Genomic DNA, 14,485 nt, shown 5'->3' with positions numbered 1-14,485 from the left:
GCTTACCTAATTGGCAGTATTTTTAACTTTCTGCCTCAGCTTGTGCTTTTTTTTATCAATTACAGGTCAGTAATACTTACCTACCAACTTATAGCCCCAACGAAAGCGCCGCAAAAGCAAGGACGCCAATGATGATTCGCCACCAGCCAAACAGGGCATAGCCATGGCGGCTGACATATCCCAACAGCCAGCGTACAACGAAAATGGCCGAGATGAATGCAGCAACAAAGCCGATGGCGATCTCATTGATCGCACCGGCATCCAGCACATCGTAGTTTTTATAGAGGTCATAGGCGAACGCACCACCCATCGTCGGCATCGACAGGAAGAACGAAAACTCGGCCGCAGCACGTTTATTAGCCCCCAGCATCAAGGCCCCGACGATCGTCGCCCCCGAACGCGACACCCCCGGAATCATCGCAAGACATTGGATGAACCCGATCTTGAGCGCGACGCCCAGTGGCAGCTTCATCGCATCATCATAACGCGGTTCCGGCGCGATGCGGTCCACGAACGCCAAAACAATGCCCCCAAGGATCAACATCACCGAAATCAGGCGCGGGCTTTCAAACAGAACCGTCTTGATGAAATCATGCGCAAGCACACCAATGAAAACTGCCGGCAAAAACGCGACCAGAACCGACAGGATTGTCCTGCGTGCTGCTGGGTCATGCGGTGCCGCACGGAACAAACCCCACAGCTTTGCCGCATAGACCGACAAAACAGCAAGCACCGCGCCCAACTGGATCACGACCTCAAAGGTCTTGCCAGAGCTTTCAAAGCCGATGAAATGGCCGGCCAACAGAATATGACCCGTAGAGGAAACAGGAATAAACTCCGTCAGCCCCTCAAGTACACCCAGAAACAGGGCTGCCAGAGTGGTATCGGCCATCGTTGGCCCTTTCTTATATTAAACTTTGCGCAGGTTCTTCGCGCTGTCTTTGATCGCCGCATACTGACCCGACGGGCGAAAACGCCACAGGTATTCAGGCAGCATCGCATCCATCGACACCGGTTTGATCCCCAGATCGGCAAAGCCCTTTGCCCCATCGGCAACCACATTATCGACAGCCAGACTTTTGACCTGATCGCGGGTCAGGATCTTGTTCTTGACCAAGCCACCCGTCAGCATAGACAGGAAATCAAAGATCGCCGCCATAGCAGATGCCGCAAAAAACGGGATGTTCAACACCAAGCGACGGCGCTGCACCACCTTCAGCATTTTCTTCATCAGATCACGAAAACTCGCCGCCTCAGGCCCGCCAAGTTCATAGACGCCCGGAGTTGCCGCACCTGTTGCCGCCACTTCAGCAGCCTGCGCCACATCATCCACGAATACCGGCTGAAACCGAGTATCCGCGCCAACAACAGGCAAAACAGGTGTCAAGCCAGACATGCCGGCAAAACGGTTGAAGAAAGCATCCTCGGTCCCGAAGATGACCGAAGGCCGCAAAATCGTGGCGCTCGGGAATGCCGCCAAAACGGCTGCCTCACCTTTGGCTTTGGTGCGCGAATATTCGCTTTTCGCATCGGCATCCGCGCCGATAGACGAAATTTGCACCAGCCGGTCGACACCCTCCTGGGCTGCAAGCCGCGCAATGCGACCGGCACCCTCGGCCTGCACTGCCGCAAAGTTATTCTTGCCACGCGCGTCAAAGGTGCCAACGCAGTTGATCACAGCCTGCGCGCCCTGCAATGCCCGCTGAACCGACGCGTCATCACGAATGTTGCACAAGACAGGTTCTACCTGACCAACCACACCATAGGTTCGCACAAAGAGCGCCTCATTCGGTCGCCGCACCGCAACGCGCACCCGCCATCCGGCATGCGCCATACGCCGGGCAATATAACGCCCCACAAAACCCGAACCGCCATAGATTGTGACCAGTTTGCTCATCCGTCCTGCCTCCATCTGAAAGCTTTTCATACGGGTATCTGCATATCCCTCCAAGCCTTTTCAAACAAGCAACAAAAGGACGCATGATTTTTGATTAATACCCGTTGACAGTACCACAACCCCGCATTACACCGCCCCCACGACACCTGCCCAGGTGGCGGAACTGGTAGACGCGCACGGTTCAGGTCCGTGTGCCGCAAGGCGTGGAGGTTCGAGTCCTCTCCTGGGCACCAATGTCAACCCCAAAAACCCTTGAAAACTTCGGTTTTCGAGGGTTTTTTGTTGTCCCGATCACAACTGCCAAACAGTTCTGCATAGCTGGCCCACCATCCGGCTTTCGAGAAGGTTCGGATCGCAACGCTGCATGTGGACCGCAGGCCGCCGACGACGACCGAACGAAAAGAATTTCGGCTCGATTTCCGGCACTCTCCCTTTGAACCGAATTCCTCCTGGCAACACTGTCGCCAGGGGCAAAATGAAACCGTCACCCTCACGCCTCAAACCGGCGCTCGACCTCATGATCCGTGCTGTATCCGATCGTCCGGACGGAGAAGTCTTCGTGCCCGTAGTGCTTCATCTCGAAAAGCAATTGAAAGCGATCAAGAAAGCGGAGACTGAGTATGAACGTACCGTCAGATTGGCGCGGAATCGTGCCGCCTGACATGAGATTCTGATGGCGCACCTAACCGACGGCAACGCGTCCACGGCTGCGCACGACTGCTGACCACAAAACCCGCGCATAATGCGCCGGGTCCATCTTAAATGCATTGCTGTTTCTCAACGAGGTCGGTCTCGATGGGCAAATGCATGTTCATAAAGCGCAAGCATTTGATCAGGGATTACAAACATATTAAATCGCAAATTCTAAGCGCCGTCGATGATTTATCCTTCGTTCAAGGTCGTTCTGGCCAAGCTTCCTTGTATCAGAAGGAGACTTAACGACATGCACACGAAAGACGAGCGCCCCGAGCATCTGGGTTGGGCCGAGCAAGCGTTCCGGGCAGCCAACCCCGACCTTCCTCATCTCAGAATTTCGGCGCACTCGCATAACGGCCGACCGAACCGCCTCGCCTTCGTCGACATCTACGCTGACGCCGATCCGACCGGTGTCCGCACATGATGAGATTCGGATGCTCCGGTGCTTGCGTGCCGCCTCCAATGGAGCGCACTGAACCGACTTTACGGGATTTTCCTTCGTTGCTGCTGAAATGGCTAATATTCACTTCGACCGCAGAAAAACAGGACCTCAACCACATGGTCTCCTTCCGATCTCCTTCTTGACGGCCACGGCGGCGAACTCGCCGTTCCATCCGATGCGGCCCTTGGGCAGAGTTGCCCCAAACTTTCGATCACGGAGGTTTCGCCATGAACTCGATCGTTTTCACGCATTTTGCCGCGCCCGTGGCGGGCGTATCCATCTTGGACCTGGCCCTGGGCAGTCTTGGCAGCTGGCTCGACGCCGAACGTGACACGCTCGGCCGCCTACTGGCTCAGACCGGTAGGAATCAGGCTGCCGAAGCGCTCGAGACGCTAGACCAGCTACATCTCGAGCCGGAGTCTACCGCAGAGGATCTCCGGGATCTGCTCGACCACGCCCGGATATGTATTGGGGTCTTGCTCGAGATCCTGCGCGCCCTTCCCAGCCGCTGTCGGCTCGAGACTGACTGGGGCCTCGCGGGGCCGGACGCGATCGACGCGCATGTGCGCTGGTCTGGCGCGCGGGTCTTCTTCAACTCATACTGCCATCGGTAAATCTGCTGGCGCGTCACATCGTGCCGATGCGCAAAATGCGTGAGCGTCGCTCCGTTAATCCCGACAGACGAAACGATCGCCAGCTTGTCATCATCATTTCAGCGCCACCGCCCAATACCTAAAACCTCGCCTCGCATGACACCCTCCGCATAAGACACGTCACTAACGACGTCGCAATGCAGGTGCCTTAACCCATCACGCCAAAATCAGGCAGGCGGTGCCAATCAGGCGGTTACGGCCGTTTGCGGCTTGATTTGACTGAGTTGGGATTGCTCTTTGATGGGCGACTGCGGCATCCGCGCAGGCACCCCATCCTGACGTACACAACCTGAAAAAGGCACGCTGACGGAACTACAAATTGCCGTTCTTTGATATACTTAAGCCCTCTCACGGCTTTTGGCGCCCGAAGAACTGCTTTACTTTTTAGGATGCCCCCCTGAGGGTGCGGTTCTCTCGTCTAAGCTGGTCGCTCCCTTAGACAAGCCTTCATTGCGCCATGCATGGTCGGCCAATCTTACACGCGCCACCGAATGAGTATCGGCCCAAGCGTTTTAGCAACCACTTCCTGCAACAGGCCGGAAAAGCTATCAGGTGTCGCGGAGCCCAAACCATGTGCCATCACAGCCGTGGGGTTGAAGGCTGACATCTCCGGCGGTGTACCTTGCACGTACACCGCAAAGGTAAGTCCATGTGATATTGGTCTAGCCGCAGAAAATTAAAAAAGGCATTTTCAACGTCTAATATCAGTTCGCGCGCTGGCGGCAGAATTGAATGTATAGCCGCCGGGAAGCAATTTGCTTCCCGGCGGCTATGGCCCAACGTCCAAAATGAGTCAGCCCAAACCGGAGGGACCTTTTTTTAACAGGATCGCTTACTCGCCACCGCCCAATCCGTGGACATAGGTTGCGACCGAGCGGATATCTGCCTCTGACAAACGCGGTGCCCAATTCGGCATCACACCTCCGCGCGAATAATAGACCGAATAAGTCAACGCCTCGGTATCACCGCCATAGAGCCAGATCGCATCCGTCAGATTTGGCGCGCCCAGATCTCGATTTCCGGTGCCGTCTTCCATATGACAGGCGGCACAGTTTTCCTCAAACACCACTGCCCCTGCCGTGGCCATTTCCGCATCATGCTCTTGCCCCGAGATGGCCATAACATGCTGTACGACCTGATCGATCTCCGGTTCTTCCAGCAACTCATCCGCACCGAAACGCGGCATGTCGGAAATACGGGCATCTTCATCAGTGGTATTACGGATACCATGGGTGATCGTGGTGTGGATCGCCTCAATATCGCCGCCCCAAAGCCAGTCATCATCCAGCAGGTTCGGATAACCCGACGCCTGAACCCCGGCGGCGCCCGAGCCATGACACTGTGCGCACCATGTACGGAACACGGCAGCACCGGCGTTATTGGCATAGCCCGCCAGTTCTGGATCAGACGAAATCTCGGTCAGCTCAGCCGCTTCTAGCTTGGCGCGAATCGGTGCCAGACGGTCGGAAAACTCTTGAATTTCCGCCGCGACATCCGCCCGCGTAGAGGCGCCAAGCAAGCCCGGCGTCGCGCGGCTGATCATAGGCCATGCCGGATAGGCGATCGAATACAAAAGCGCCCAGAAGATACAGACATAGAAGGTCCACAACCACCAGCGTGGCATGGGATTGTCAAACTCTTCGATCCCGTCCCAGCTGTGGCCAGTGGTTTCCGGATCGCCCTCTTGGTGACGTATGGATTTTTTACTCATTTCCGCGCCTCATTGGGTCGGTCCGCCGGGTCCGTGGCGGGTTTGTCATCGTTGCGAAAGATGGATGCGGCAACCTCGTTATGGATGGAGCGGCTGCCGGGCCGAAAGGCCCAAAAGATTACCCCGGTAAAGACCAAAGTCAAAATCAGAAGCATCCAGCTGTCGGCGAATTCACGCAATATGCTATAGGTGTCCATGATCGCCCCCCTTACCGGCTTGCGTCAGGTTGGAAGGTCGAGAAGTCGACCATCGTCCCCAACACTTGCAAATAGGCCACCAGCGCATCCATTTCGGTCAATGCCGGAGAGCCGTCAAAGTTGCGCACAGTCGCCTTGCCATAGCGTTCCAGCAAGCCGTCATAATCGGAATCCGGGTCCGCCTGTGCCTGGAAATCCGCAACCGCGTTTTCCATCATCTCGTCGGTATAAGGCGTGCCCACGATGCGGTGTACCTTCATGGTGTCACCGATATATTCACCGTCGATCACCTTGCGCGACAAGAAGCCGTATTTCGGCATGATCGATTCGGGCACCACCGATTGCGGGTTGGTCAGGTGATCGACATGCCAGGCGTCGGAATAACGCTCGCCCACGCGGGCAAGGTCCGGCCCCGTCCGCTTGGACCCCCATTGGAACGGGTGGTCATACATCGATTCCGCCGCCAGCGAATAGTGGCCGTAACGCTCCACCTCGTCGCGCATCGGGCGGATCATCTGGCTGTGGCAGGTATAGCAACCCTCACGGACATAAATATCACGTCCGGCCAGTTCCAGCGGGGTGTAGGGGCGAACCCCCTCCACCTTCTCGATTGTGTTCTCAAGATAGAACAGCGGTACGATCTGAACCAGACCACCGATGCTTACCACCAGAAAGGACAGAACCAGCAGCAAGGTCGCGTTGGTCTCGATGACCTTGTGTTTGTCAAGAAAAGCCATTGTTCCCTCCGGTTATTCAGCAGGAACGAACGCGTTGTCGCTTGCCCGTTCGGGCTGCGCTTTCACGGTCATCCACAGATTATAGCACATGATAAGCGAACCGGTCAGGAACATAACCCCACCCAATCCACGCACCACAAGCATCGGGAACTTGGCAACAACGGTATCGGCAAAGGCGTTCACGAGGAAGCCGTTCGCATCAACTTCGCGCCACATCAGGCCTTCCATGATGCCCGTCACCCACATCGAGGAGGCGTAAAGAACGATCCCGATCGTGGCAAGCCAGAAGTGCCAGCTGACGAGCTTCAGGCTATAGAGCCCTTCGCGGTTCCACAGCTTTGGCGTCAGATAGTACAGCGCGCCAAAGGTGATCATCCCATTCCAGCCAAGCGCGCCGGAGTGGACGTGACCGATGGTCCAGTCGGTGTAATGCGACAGGGAGTTCACGGCCTTGATCGACATCATCGGGCCTTCAAAGGTCGACATGCCGTAAAAGCCGATGCTGACCACCATCATCCGGATAATCGGATCGGTGCGCAGCTTGTCCCATGCACCCGAAAGCGTCATCAGGCCGTTGATCATCCCACCCCAGCTTGGCATCCAGAGCATGATCGAAAAGACCATCCCGAGCGTCGCGGCCCAATCAGGCAGCGCGGTATAGTGCAAGTGGTGCGGACCGGCCCAGATATAAAGGAAGATCAGCGCCCAGAAGTGAATGATCGACAGCTTGTAGCTGAACACAGGACGCTCGGCCTGTTTCGGCACGAAGTAATACATCATGCCAAGGAAACCCGCCGTCAGGAAAAAGCCCACAGCGTTGTGGCCATACCACCACTGCACCATCGCATCTTGCACGCCAGAGAACACCTGAACCGATTTGGAACCAAACAAAGAGACTGGGATGCTCAGATTATTAAACACATGCAGCATCGCCACAGTGATGATGAACGCAAGGTAGAACCAGTTGGCCACATAGATATGCGGCTCTTTACGCTTGATAAGTGTGCCAAGGAACACGGCAAGATAGGCAAGCCAGACAACGGTCAACCACCAGTCGGTCATCCACTCAGGCTCGGCATATTCTTTGGACTGGGTCGCCCCCAGCAAATAGCCGGTTGCGGCCATGACGATCATCAACTGATAGCCCCAGAAAACGAACCAACCAAGGTTGCCGCCCCAAAGCCGTGCCGCGCTTGTGCGTTGCACCACATAGAATGACGACGCAATCAACGCGTTCCCGCCAAAGGCAAAGATAACCGCCGAAGTATGCAAAGGCCGCAAACGGCCAAAGTTGGCATAGCCCTGCGCCCACTCGAAATTAAGTTCCGGATAGGCCAACTGGAAGGCGATGATCACGCCGACCAAGAACCCGACAACACCCCAAAGGGCGGTCGCAATCACACCCGCCCGCACAACCCCGTCAAAATATTCATTTTGCGGTGCCACAGGTTTCGGCTCATCGGCGTGGCGCAAGGTCCACAGAAATACAGCCCCCGCCGCCAACATGATCGTCAGCGCGTTGACCATATAGGCCGGATCGCGCGCGTAATTAGCTGCAATCGCGGCAAGCACCACGATCAAGCCAAGCACGATCAATTTAATATAATCCCACATTTTGCGTCCCTTCGTCCTAACCCGGTTTGGGTTCAATGCCTGACCGGGTATTCGTTCACAGGCTGCCTTCTAATTGTCAGGCAGTCAGCCGCCTTGATCCATGTCAATGAGATCATTGTAAACACTTGACCCGTATCAATGCACTAGACAATTTCAGTAGTTAAGGTGGTGTGATGTCACAGCAGGAGATTTCTATCATGGCTTACAAATCCCTACTCACGATTTGCGCCGATGTCGCGCGCGCGCCGCAGACCTTTGCAACCGCCGCCTCTCTCGCCACCGATCAGGACGCGCATCTTGAGGTTCTGGCTATGGGCGTTGACCGCACGCAAATCGGATATTCCTATGTGGGTGCAGGTGCAATCGTTATGCAGGCCGCAATCGAAAACGCAACAAACGATGTAAAGGCGATCGAGGATGCGGTGCGTACGGCCGCCGCGGCTGCCAGCCCGACATTGCGCTGGTCATCCGAAGGCGCCGTGGCGATGGTGGGGGGGGTGGCCGATCTGGTCGCCCTGCGCGCACGTTTCTCTGATCTGGTGATCCTCGGGAAACCCTATGGCGACGGTCGCGGCGATGAAGAAGAGGCGATCATCGAATCAGCAATGTTCGAGGGGCAGGCCCCGGTTCTGGTCGTGCCCGACGCGCCGCTTGACGCCAGCAAGATCGGCAAACGCATCGTTGTCGCCTGGAATCAAAGCCGCGAGGGGCTTATTGCCATCCGCCGCGCCCTGCCCTTTCTGAAAAAAGCCGATAACGTCTGGATCACCATCGTTGATCCGCCAAAGCATGGTGCCGAACGCTCTGACCCCGGCGGGGCGCTGTGCCAGATGCTGGTGCGCCACGGCGTCAAGGCCGAGGTTTCGGTTCTGGCACGCACGATGCCGCGGGTTTCAGACGTTCTTGCGCGCCATGTGAATGACATGGACGCTGATATGCTGGTGATGGGGGCTTATGGCCACTCGCGCTTTCGTGAGGCGATCTTGGGCGGGGCGACCCGCAACATGCTGGAAACAGCCGAAGTGCCAGTTTTCATGGCCCACTAACGAAATCGGCCCGCGCCCTTTACAGGACGCGGGCCAACACTATCAGCTTGGCGCGGTTACTCGGCGTAATCAGGCATCGCTTCCAGTTCTTCTTTGGTCTGCGAGACATAGACGCGGAGATCATCGCCCGCATCAGCCCGCAAGATTGTCAGTTCTGACAGGTCCAACGAGACCGGCTTTTCGCCCATCCCTAGGAAACCACCGACATCAATCACTGCGGCACTAACCTGACCATCGGCGTCAAGGACCAATTGGCCGACTTCGCCCACGTCGTTGTCATTCCCATCATAGACACGTGCACCGGTCAGACGCTCTGCGGTCAGCACCTCACGTTCGGCGGGGGAGTAGCCCTCGCGCATGAAGGGATCTGCACCCCCGACACCCATGCCAGGCGTTGTTTCTGGCATTGTGGCCTCGCCTGCAGTGTGGCCTGCATCAGCAATGCTGCGTGACATTGGCTGATATTCGGGGGCTTGTTGGATGTTCACATCCGCCGCCGTCATAACCAGAAAATAATCATCCGGATCGTCTTCTGTCGAGTCATCCGAGATGAACCGCAGCGCGCTCATATTCACCGCGACCTGACGCTCACCCATACCAAGGAAGCCACCGATATCGACCAAGACCGCATCAACAGCGCCGTCACGGGACAAGATCACATCGTTGATCTCACCGATATCATCCCATTCGTCCTGCACACCATTCGTAGAGCTGGCCTCGACCCGTGTCTCGGCTGCATAGACACGCGCACCGATAAATTCCGATGCGTACACCTCGTCAGCGACAGCGACGCTGCGGAACATATCAGTAACTTGTGCATGCGCAGCCACGGTCGAAAAGGCCACCAAAGCGCTTGAAATCATAAGATTTTTCATTGCAGTTCTCCGTATGTTGTTTCACTCAGCGCCATTTCCCGCGCTCTGCATACACAACATTCCGGCGACCTCTTTGGTTCCAAGAAATTATAAAGGTTTTACCCGGCCGTTATCCAAGATGCGCGCGAAAGGCATCGGCAACCTGCAAATACACCGCGCGCTTGAACGGCACGATAGAGGCGATCATCTCATCGACACCGATCCAACGCCATTCTGAAAACTCGGGATGTTCGGTTGCGATGTTGATCTGGTCGTCCCTGCCGGTGAACCGGTACAAGAACCACTTTTGCCGCTGGCCGCGATATTTGCCCCCCCAAACCTTGCCCAGCAATTCCGGCGGAAGATCATAGGTAACCCAATCTTTGGTCTTGGTTACCTTTTCCACCAGATCCGCAGAAACGCCAGTCTCTTCCCACAGCTCGCGCAGGGCGGCAACGCGGGGCTTTTCGCCATCATCAATCCCGCCTTGGGGCATCTGCCATGCGGCCACATCAGAATCCAGCCGCTGGCCTGCAAAGATCAATCCCTTTGCATTGATCAGCATCACCCCCACGCAAGGGCGATAAGGAAGAAGGGATGCATCTGTCATATCATGGCCTTTGGTAAGGGGGCAAAATGCCCCCTTGGTGCTGAAATCAGGGCTGAACGGACAATGCGTTGATGCCCTTGAGGATATCCACCGCATAGGCAAGCTGGTAATCTTCCTCACGCAACTTTGCGGCCTCTTCTTCGCGGGCGCGATCATCTTCCAGCTGCTTACGCTCATCCTCGGTCATGGAGTCATTGTCCAAAGCACCACGAAGCGAGGCCTCGGTCCGGGCCTGAACGGCCGAAAGCGGCTCTTCCTCTTCCTCCAGCGGTTTGCGCGGCGGCTGTTTCACAATAACATCAGGTGCCACGCCAAGCGCCTGGATAGAGCGCCCCGACGGCGTGTAATAACGTGCCGTGGTCAGGCGCATCGCCCCGTCACCCCGCAGTGGAATGATGGTTTGCACCGACCCCTTGCCAAAGCTTTTAGTGCCCACGACAATCGCGCGACGGTGGTCTTGCAACGCCCCCGCAACAATTTCCGATGCCGAGGCGGAACCGCCATTGATCAAGACGACCAAGGGCTTGCCCCCGGTCAGATCACCAGCTTGCGCATTGAACCGTTCACCGTCGCTGGCCTCACGACCACGGGTCGATACGATCTCACCCTTTTCAAGGAAAGCGTCCGATACCTGAATCGCCTGATTGAGCAAACCACCCGGATTATTGCGCAAATCAAGCACGACGCCGGTTACATTGTCCCAGCCGCCCAACTCTTCAGAAGACTCTTTCAACCCCGTTTCCAGCCCCGGATAGGTTTGGTCATTAAAGGTGGTCATCCGCACGACAATGGTGCTGCCGACCGTGCGGGTGCGTACCGCGGTCAGTTTAATGGTGTCGCGGATGATCGACACGTCAAACGGCTCTGCCGAGCCTTCGCGCACCACGGTGATGATGATCTCGGAGCCAACAGGCCCGCGCATCAAATCAACCGCCGCATCCAGCGTCAGGCCCAGAACCGACTCACCGTCGACATGGGTGATGAAATCGCCCGCCTCAATCCCTGCGGCATCGGCAGGAGTGTCATCCATAGGCGAGACGACTTTGACAAAGCCCTCTTCTTGCGTAACCTCAATGCCCAGCCCGCCAAATTCACCGCGTGTCTGCACGCGCATATCGTCAAAATCCTTGGGCGCAAGGTAGCTGGAATGCGGATCAAGCGAGGTCAGCATCCCGTTGATCGCCGCCTCGATCAGATCATTGGTATCGGTTTCCTCGACATATTGCCCGCGGATGCGTTCAAAGATGTCGCCGAACAGATCAAGCTGCTCATAAACGCTTGTATTTTTCTTTGCCTCTTGCGCCAGCAAGGGGCCTGCGATCTGTGTCGTCAGCAAAATACCTGCAACAGTGCCGCCCAAAGCGGCCATAGCGAATTTCTTCATTGCCCGTGTCAATCCTTTGTTGCGGCGAACCATGGGGCCGGGTTGACCGGTTCGATGCCTTGTCTGATCTCAATATAAAGCGTTTCTGTCTCGCGTATACCACCCACATCCGACGCGCTGGCCAAAAACTCTGTACTATTTTTCATGGTGCTACCGCCCATCAAGCCCAAGGGTGCGCCGATGCCCACCACTTCGCCAACCTCTCCGTAGACTGTTTCTAGCCCTGCCAACACCAAAAGATAGCCGCCACCGGGTTCAAGGATGATCACATTTCCGTAGTCAAGAAGCGGCCCGAGGTAGCGGATGGTGCCGGCCCAAGGCGCTGTTACCAAGGCCTGCGGGCGTGTGGAAAGGGTCATGCCGGGGCGACGGGTGCCGCTGGCGTCGGCCTCATTGGCACGGCGCAACAGGCTGCCAAGCGTCGGCAGCAACAAGTTGCCCTTGGCAGTGGCAAAGCTGCGCAACGCATCGCTGCCTGCAAGATCCAGATCCAGCCCGTCCACAAAAGCGCCCAAAGTATCCGCACTTTCCAACAGGCTGCGCAGGGCATCGGGATCTTCGGTAAAGCGGCGTGGCAGGGCCGTGCGCTCCGAGATCGCCTGTGACAGCGTGCTGCGCGCGGCTTGCGCCACCGACAGGCCGTTTTCAAGCACGGCGCCCGCCGCGATTTGCAAGGCCCGCAAGTCGCGCAGCTCGGTCAACTCTGCCTGCAACTGTGCCACTTCGGCCTGCAGCGCAGGCGTCACCTCGGCAAGTATCATCCCCGATCGCGCGGTTCCCAAAGGCCCCGTGGGATGCAACAGCAGCAATGGCCCCGGCGTGGCCTCCAGCTGTCCCAGAACGCCAAGCAGTTGGCCCACTCGGTTGCGCTCACTATCGAACTGGATCAACAAAGAGGCCTCGCGCACCTTAGCCTGGCGCAGCCCCTCGCGCAACGCACCCAACCCCTGCTCATAGGCCTGAATTGTACGGGTCAGGGCCGACACACGGTCGCGTTTGGTTTGCGCCTCTTCCATCGCCATAACAGCCTCTGCCAGCGCGGCAGAGGCATTGGCCGCCTGCTCCCCCACGGTTTGCGCAGGGGCGACCCCGGCAAAGACCATGGCGGCAACAAAGGCAGCAGCGCGGATCATTGGATCAGGCTTGTCCCTGTCATTTCATCAGGCTGCGGCAGGCCCATAAGCTGCAAGATGCTTGGCGCAAGATCGGCCAGACGGCCGTCGCGCAGCTCTGCGCCCTTTGGCCCTCCAAACAGGATCACCGGCACAAGGTTTGTCGTATGTGCCGTATGCGGCCCGCCGGTCACAGGGTCCACCATCGTTTCGCAATTGCCGTGATCGGCGGTGACAATCATCGCGCCGCCCGCCTTTTCCAATGCCGCAATCGCCAGCCCAAGACCGCTATCCACCGCCTCACAGGCCTTCATCGCCGCTGACAAATCGCCGGTGTGTCCGACCATGTCGGGATTGGCAAAATTCACCACAATCAGGTCATAACCATGCTCTATCGCCTGCACCAGTTTCTCCGCCACCTCGGGTTCCGACATCTCGGGTTGCAGATCATAGGTGGCGACCTTGGGCGATTTTGGCATGGCGCGGTCCTCGCCCGTGTTTACCGCCTCGGAGCCGCCGTTCAAAAAGAACGTCACATGGGGGTATTTTTCCGTTTCCGCCAGCCGGAACTGTGTGCGCCCCTGTTTGGCCACCCATTCACCCAGCGTGTTGTGCAAAACCGGCTTGGGATAGGCCGTCGTCATATAGGCGTTATGGTTGACCGAATAATCCACCATCCCCAGCATCGCCGCCCATTCGGGTCGCGCCGAGGCATCAAAACCGTCAAACGCCGGATCGCCAAGGGCGGCCAAAATCTCACGCGCACGGTCAGCGCGGAAGTTGAGGCAGTAAAACCCGTCCCCTGCCTTGGCGCCCTCATATCCGGTCAGAACCGTAGGGGCGATAAACTCATCCGTTTCGCCGCGGGCATACGCCGCCGAGATCGCGGCCTGCGCATCAGGGACGGCCTCTCCTTTTGCGGCGACCATCGCATCAAAGGCACGGCCCACCCGTTCCCAACGATTATCCCGGTCCATCGCCCAATAGCGCCCGATCACGGTGCCAATGCGCGCGCCCTCAGGTAGACCCTCCAACAGCCGCGCCATATGCTCGGGCGCCGAACTGGGCGCCACATCGCGCCCGTCGGTAATTGCATGGATCACAACGGGGACACCCGCATTCGCAACCGTTTTTGCCGCCGCGATCACATGGGCGACATGCCCGTGCACCCCCCCGTCCGAGATCACGCCCATCAGATGCGCCACCCCGCCCGTGACCTTCAGCCGCGCGATAAAATCCAAAAGCTGCGGATTCTGGCCAAAGGTACCCTCCTCGATCGCCAGATCAATCGCGCCAAGGTCCATCGCCACCACGCGGCCCGCGCCGATATTGGTATGGCCAACCTCGGAATTGCCCATTTGCCCGCGTGGCAGACCGACATCAGGACCATGTGTGATCAGCGTCGCATGGGGGCAGATTGCCATCAAACGGTCAAAATTCGGCGTCTTGGCAAGAACCGGCGCGTTTGCGCTGTGGTCATCATTCAACCCCCAGCCATCCAGAATGCACAGAACTACGGGTTTAGCGGTCAT

General features: G+C 57.4%; 14 protein-coding genes and 1 tRNA gene. 4 read left to right on the top strand and 11 right to left on the bottom strand.

The features are described from left to right. Window positions 1-88: 88 nt before the first annotated feature. Together AKU94_RS12060 and AKU94_RS12055 are read right to left on the bottom strand one after the other, a co-directional pair. Window positions 89-892: an undecaprenyl-diphosphate phosphatase gene (locus AKU94_RS12060; RefSeq protein WP_050527505.1), complete on the bottom strand. Its 804-nt coding sequence runs from the start codon at window positions 890-892 to the stop codon at window positions 89-91. A gap of 18 nt (window positions 893-910) precedes the next feature. Then, window positions 911-1,897 (bottom strand): complex I NDUFA9 subunit family protein, encoded by a 987-nt coding sequence (locus tag AKU94_RS12055; protein ID WP_050527599.1) that lies wholly within the window; start codon window positions 1,895-1,897, stop codon window positions 911-913. 148 nt (window positions 1,898-2,045) lie between these two features. On the opposite strand from AKU94_RS12055, the gene AKU94_RS12050 reads away from it, so the two are divergent. The 3 genes from AKU94_RS12050 to AKU94_RS19760 all read left to right on the top strand — a co-directional run bounded on the left by AKU94_RS12050 (window position 2,046) and on the right by AKU94_RS19760 (window position 3,649). Then, window positions 2,046-2,130: transfer RNA gene (locus AKU94_RS12050), tRNA-Leu, on the top strand. Window positions 2,131-2,840: 710 nt separating this feature from the next. Then, window positions 2,841-3,017 (top strand): hypothetical protein, encoded by a 177-nt coding sequence (locus AKU94_RS12045; RefSeq protein ID WP_157056532.1) that lies wholly within the window; start codon window positions 2,841-2,843, stop codon window positions 3,015-3,017. Window positions 3,018-3,262: 245 nt separating this feature from the next. After that, window positions 3,263-3,649, top strand: a complete 387-nt coding sequence (locus AKU94_RS19760; protein WP_050527503.1) for a hypothetical protein — start codon at window positions 3,263-3,265, stop codon at window positions 3,647-3,649. Window positions 3,650-4,520: 871 nt separating this feature from the next. Here AKU94_RS19760 and ccoP read toward each other — a convergent pair. The 4 genes from ccoP to ccoN are packed head-to-tail and all read right to left on the bottom strand — an operon-like array spanning window position 4,521 to window position 7,947. Next, window positions 4,521-5,399: a cytochrome-c oxidase, cbb3-type subunit III gene (gene ccoP, locus AKU94_RS12035; RefSeq protein ID WP_050527502.1), complete on the bottom strand. Its 879-nt coding sequence runs from the start codon at window positions 5,397-5,399 to the stop codon at window positions 4,521-4,523. Beyond that, the gene (locus tag AKU94_RS12030; RefSeq protein WP_050527501.1) at window positions 5,396-5,596 is read right to left on the bottom strand and encodes a CcoQ/FixQ family Cbb3-type cytochrome c oxidase assembly chaperone; all 201 of its coding nucleotides are present in this window, start codon (window positions 5,594-5,596) and stop codon (window positions 5,396-5,398) included. The genes ccoP and AKU94_RS12030 overlap by 4 nt, the downstream gene beginning before the upstream one ends. Window positions 5,597-5,607: 11 nt before the next feature. Then, window positions 5,608-6,333, bottom strand: coding sequence for a cytochrome-c oxidase, cbb3-type subunit II (gene ccoO, locus AKU94_RS12025; RefSeq protein ID WP_050527500.1), 726 nt, complete (start codon window positions 6,331-6,333; stop codon window positions 5,608-5,610). A gap of 12 nt (window positions 6,334-6,345) precedes the next feature. Further along, a complete protein-coding gene (gene ccoN, locus AKU94_RS12020) occupies window positions 6,346-7,947 on the bottom strand; it encodes a cytochrome-c oxidase, cbb3-type subunit I (protein WP_050527499.1) in 1,602 nt (533 codons plus the stop codon). A gap of 197 nt (window positions 7,948-8,144) precedes the next feature. Between ccoN and AKU94_RS12015 the strand changes: the two genes are divergently transcribed. Continuing rightward, window positions 8,145-8,993 (top strand): universal stress protein, encoded by an 849-nt coding sequence (locus tag AKU94_RS12015; RefSeq protein WP_050527598.1) that lies wholly within the window; start codon window positions 8,145-8,147, stop codon window positions 8,991-8,993. 56 nt (window positions 8,994-9,049) lie between these two features. Here AKU94_RS12015 and AKU94_RS12010 read toward each other — a convergent pair whose 3' ends face one another. The 5 genes from AKU94_RS12010 to gpmI all read right to left on the bottom strand — a co-directional run bounded on the left by AKU94_RS12010 (window position 9,050) and on the right by gpmI (window position 14,485). Continuing rightward, complete coding sequence (locus AKU94_RS12010; protein ID WP_050527498.1) at window positions 9,050-9,868, bottom strand: PRC-barrel domain-containing protein; 819 nt, start codon at window positions 9,866-9,868, stop codon at window positions 9,050-9,052. Window positions 9,869-9,977: 109 nt separating this feature from the next. Next, window positions 9,978-10,457 carry an RNA pyrophosphohydrolase gene (locus AKU94_RS12005; RefSeq protein WP_050527497.1) on the bottom strand — a complete coding sequence of 160 codons (480 nt, stop codon included), beginning with the start codon at window positions 10,455-10,457 and terminating at the stop codon, window positions 9,978-9,980. A gap of 46 nt (window positions 10,458-10,503) precedes the next feature. Beyond that, window positions 10,504-11,841: a S41 family peptidase gene (locus AKU94_RS12000; protein ID WP_050527496.1), complete on the bottom strand. Its 1,338-nt coding sequence runs from the start codon at window positions 11,839-11,841 to the stop codon at window positions 10,504-10,506. Between the two features lie 8 nt (window positions 11,842-11,849). Beyond that, complete coding sequence (locus AKU94_RS11995; protein ID WP_050527495.1) at window positions 11,850-12,974, bottom strand: murein hydrolase activator EnvC family protein; 1,125 nt, start codon at window positions 12,972-12,974, stop codon at window positions 11,850-11,852. Next, window positions 12,971-14,485: a 2,3-bisphosphoglycerate-independent phosphoglycerate mutase gene (gpmI, locus tag AKU94_RS11990; protein ID WP_050527494.1), complete on the bottom strand. Its 1,515-nt coding sequence runs from the start codon at window positions 14,483-14,485 to the stop codon at window positions 12,971-12,973. Before gpmI ends, AKU94_RS11995 begins: the two co-directional genes overlap by 4 nt.

The sequence above is a fragment of the Pseudorhodobacter aquimaris genome (assembly GCF_001202025.1).
Taxonomy (GTDB): Bacteria; Pseudomonadota; Alphaproteobacteria; order Rhodobacterales; family Rhodobacteraceae; genus Pseudorhodobacter; species Pseudorhodobacter aquimaris.
The sequence above is the reverse complement of the archived record's forward strand: the minus strand, read 5'-3'. Positions and strand labels throughout refer to the sequence as shown.

Coding starts and splice junctions, on each gene's coding strand:
- AKU94_RS12000 (WP_050527496.1), bottom strand. CDS start 11,841: ATGAAGAAATTCGCTATGGCCGCTTTGGGCGGCACTGTTGCAGGTATT.
- gpmI (WP_050527494.1), bottom strand. CDS start 14,485: ATGACCGCTAAACCCGTAGTTCTGTGCATTCTGGATGGCTGGGGGTTG.
- AKU94_RS12010 (WP_050527498.1), bottom strand. CDS start 9,868: ATGAAAAATCTTATGATTTCAAGCGCTTTGGTGGCCTTTTCGACCGTG.
- AKU94_RS12060 (WP_050527505.1), bottom strand. CDS start 892: ATGGCCGATACCACTCTGGCAGCCCTGTTTCTGGGTGTACTTGAGGGG.
- AKU94_RS12045 (WP_157056532.1), top strand. CDS start 2,841: ATGCACACGAAAGACGAGCGCCCCGAGCATCTGGGTTGGGCCGAGCAA.
- AKU94_RS19760 (WP_050527503.1), top strand. CDS start 3,263: ATGAACTCGATCGTTTTCACGCATTTTGCCGCGCCCGTGGCGGGCGTA.
- AKU94_RS12005 (WP_050527497.1), bottom strand. CDS start 10,457: ATGACAGATGCATCCCTTCTTCCTTATCGCCCTTGCGTGGGGGTGATG.
- ccoO (WP_050527500.1), bottom strand. CDS start 6,333: ATGGCTTTTCTTGACAAACACAAGGTCATCGAGACCAACGCGACCTTG.
- AKU94_RS12030 (WP_050527501.1), bottom strand. CDS start 5,596: ATGGACACCTATAGCATATTGCGTGAATTCGCCGACAGCTGGATGCTT.
- AKU94_RS12055 (WP_050527599.1), bottom strand. CDS start 1,897: ATGAGCAAACTGGTCACAATCTATGGCGGTTCGGGTTTTGTGGGGCGT.
- ccoN (WP_050527499.1), bottom strand. CDS start 7,947: ATGTGGGATTATATTAAATTGATCGTGCTTGGCTTGATCGTGGTGCTT.
- AKU94_RS11995 (WP_050527495.1), bottom strand. CDS start 12,974: ATGATCCGCGCTGCTGCCTTTGTTGCCGCCATGGTCTTTGCCGGGGTC.
- AKU94_RS12015 (WP_050527598.1), top strand. CDS start 8,145: ATGGCTTACAAATCCCTACTCACGATTTGCGCCGATGTCGCGCGCGCG.
- ccoP (WP_050527502.1), bottom strand. CDS start 5,399: ATGAGTAAAAAATCCATACGTCACCAAGAGGGCGATCCGGAAACCACT.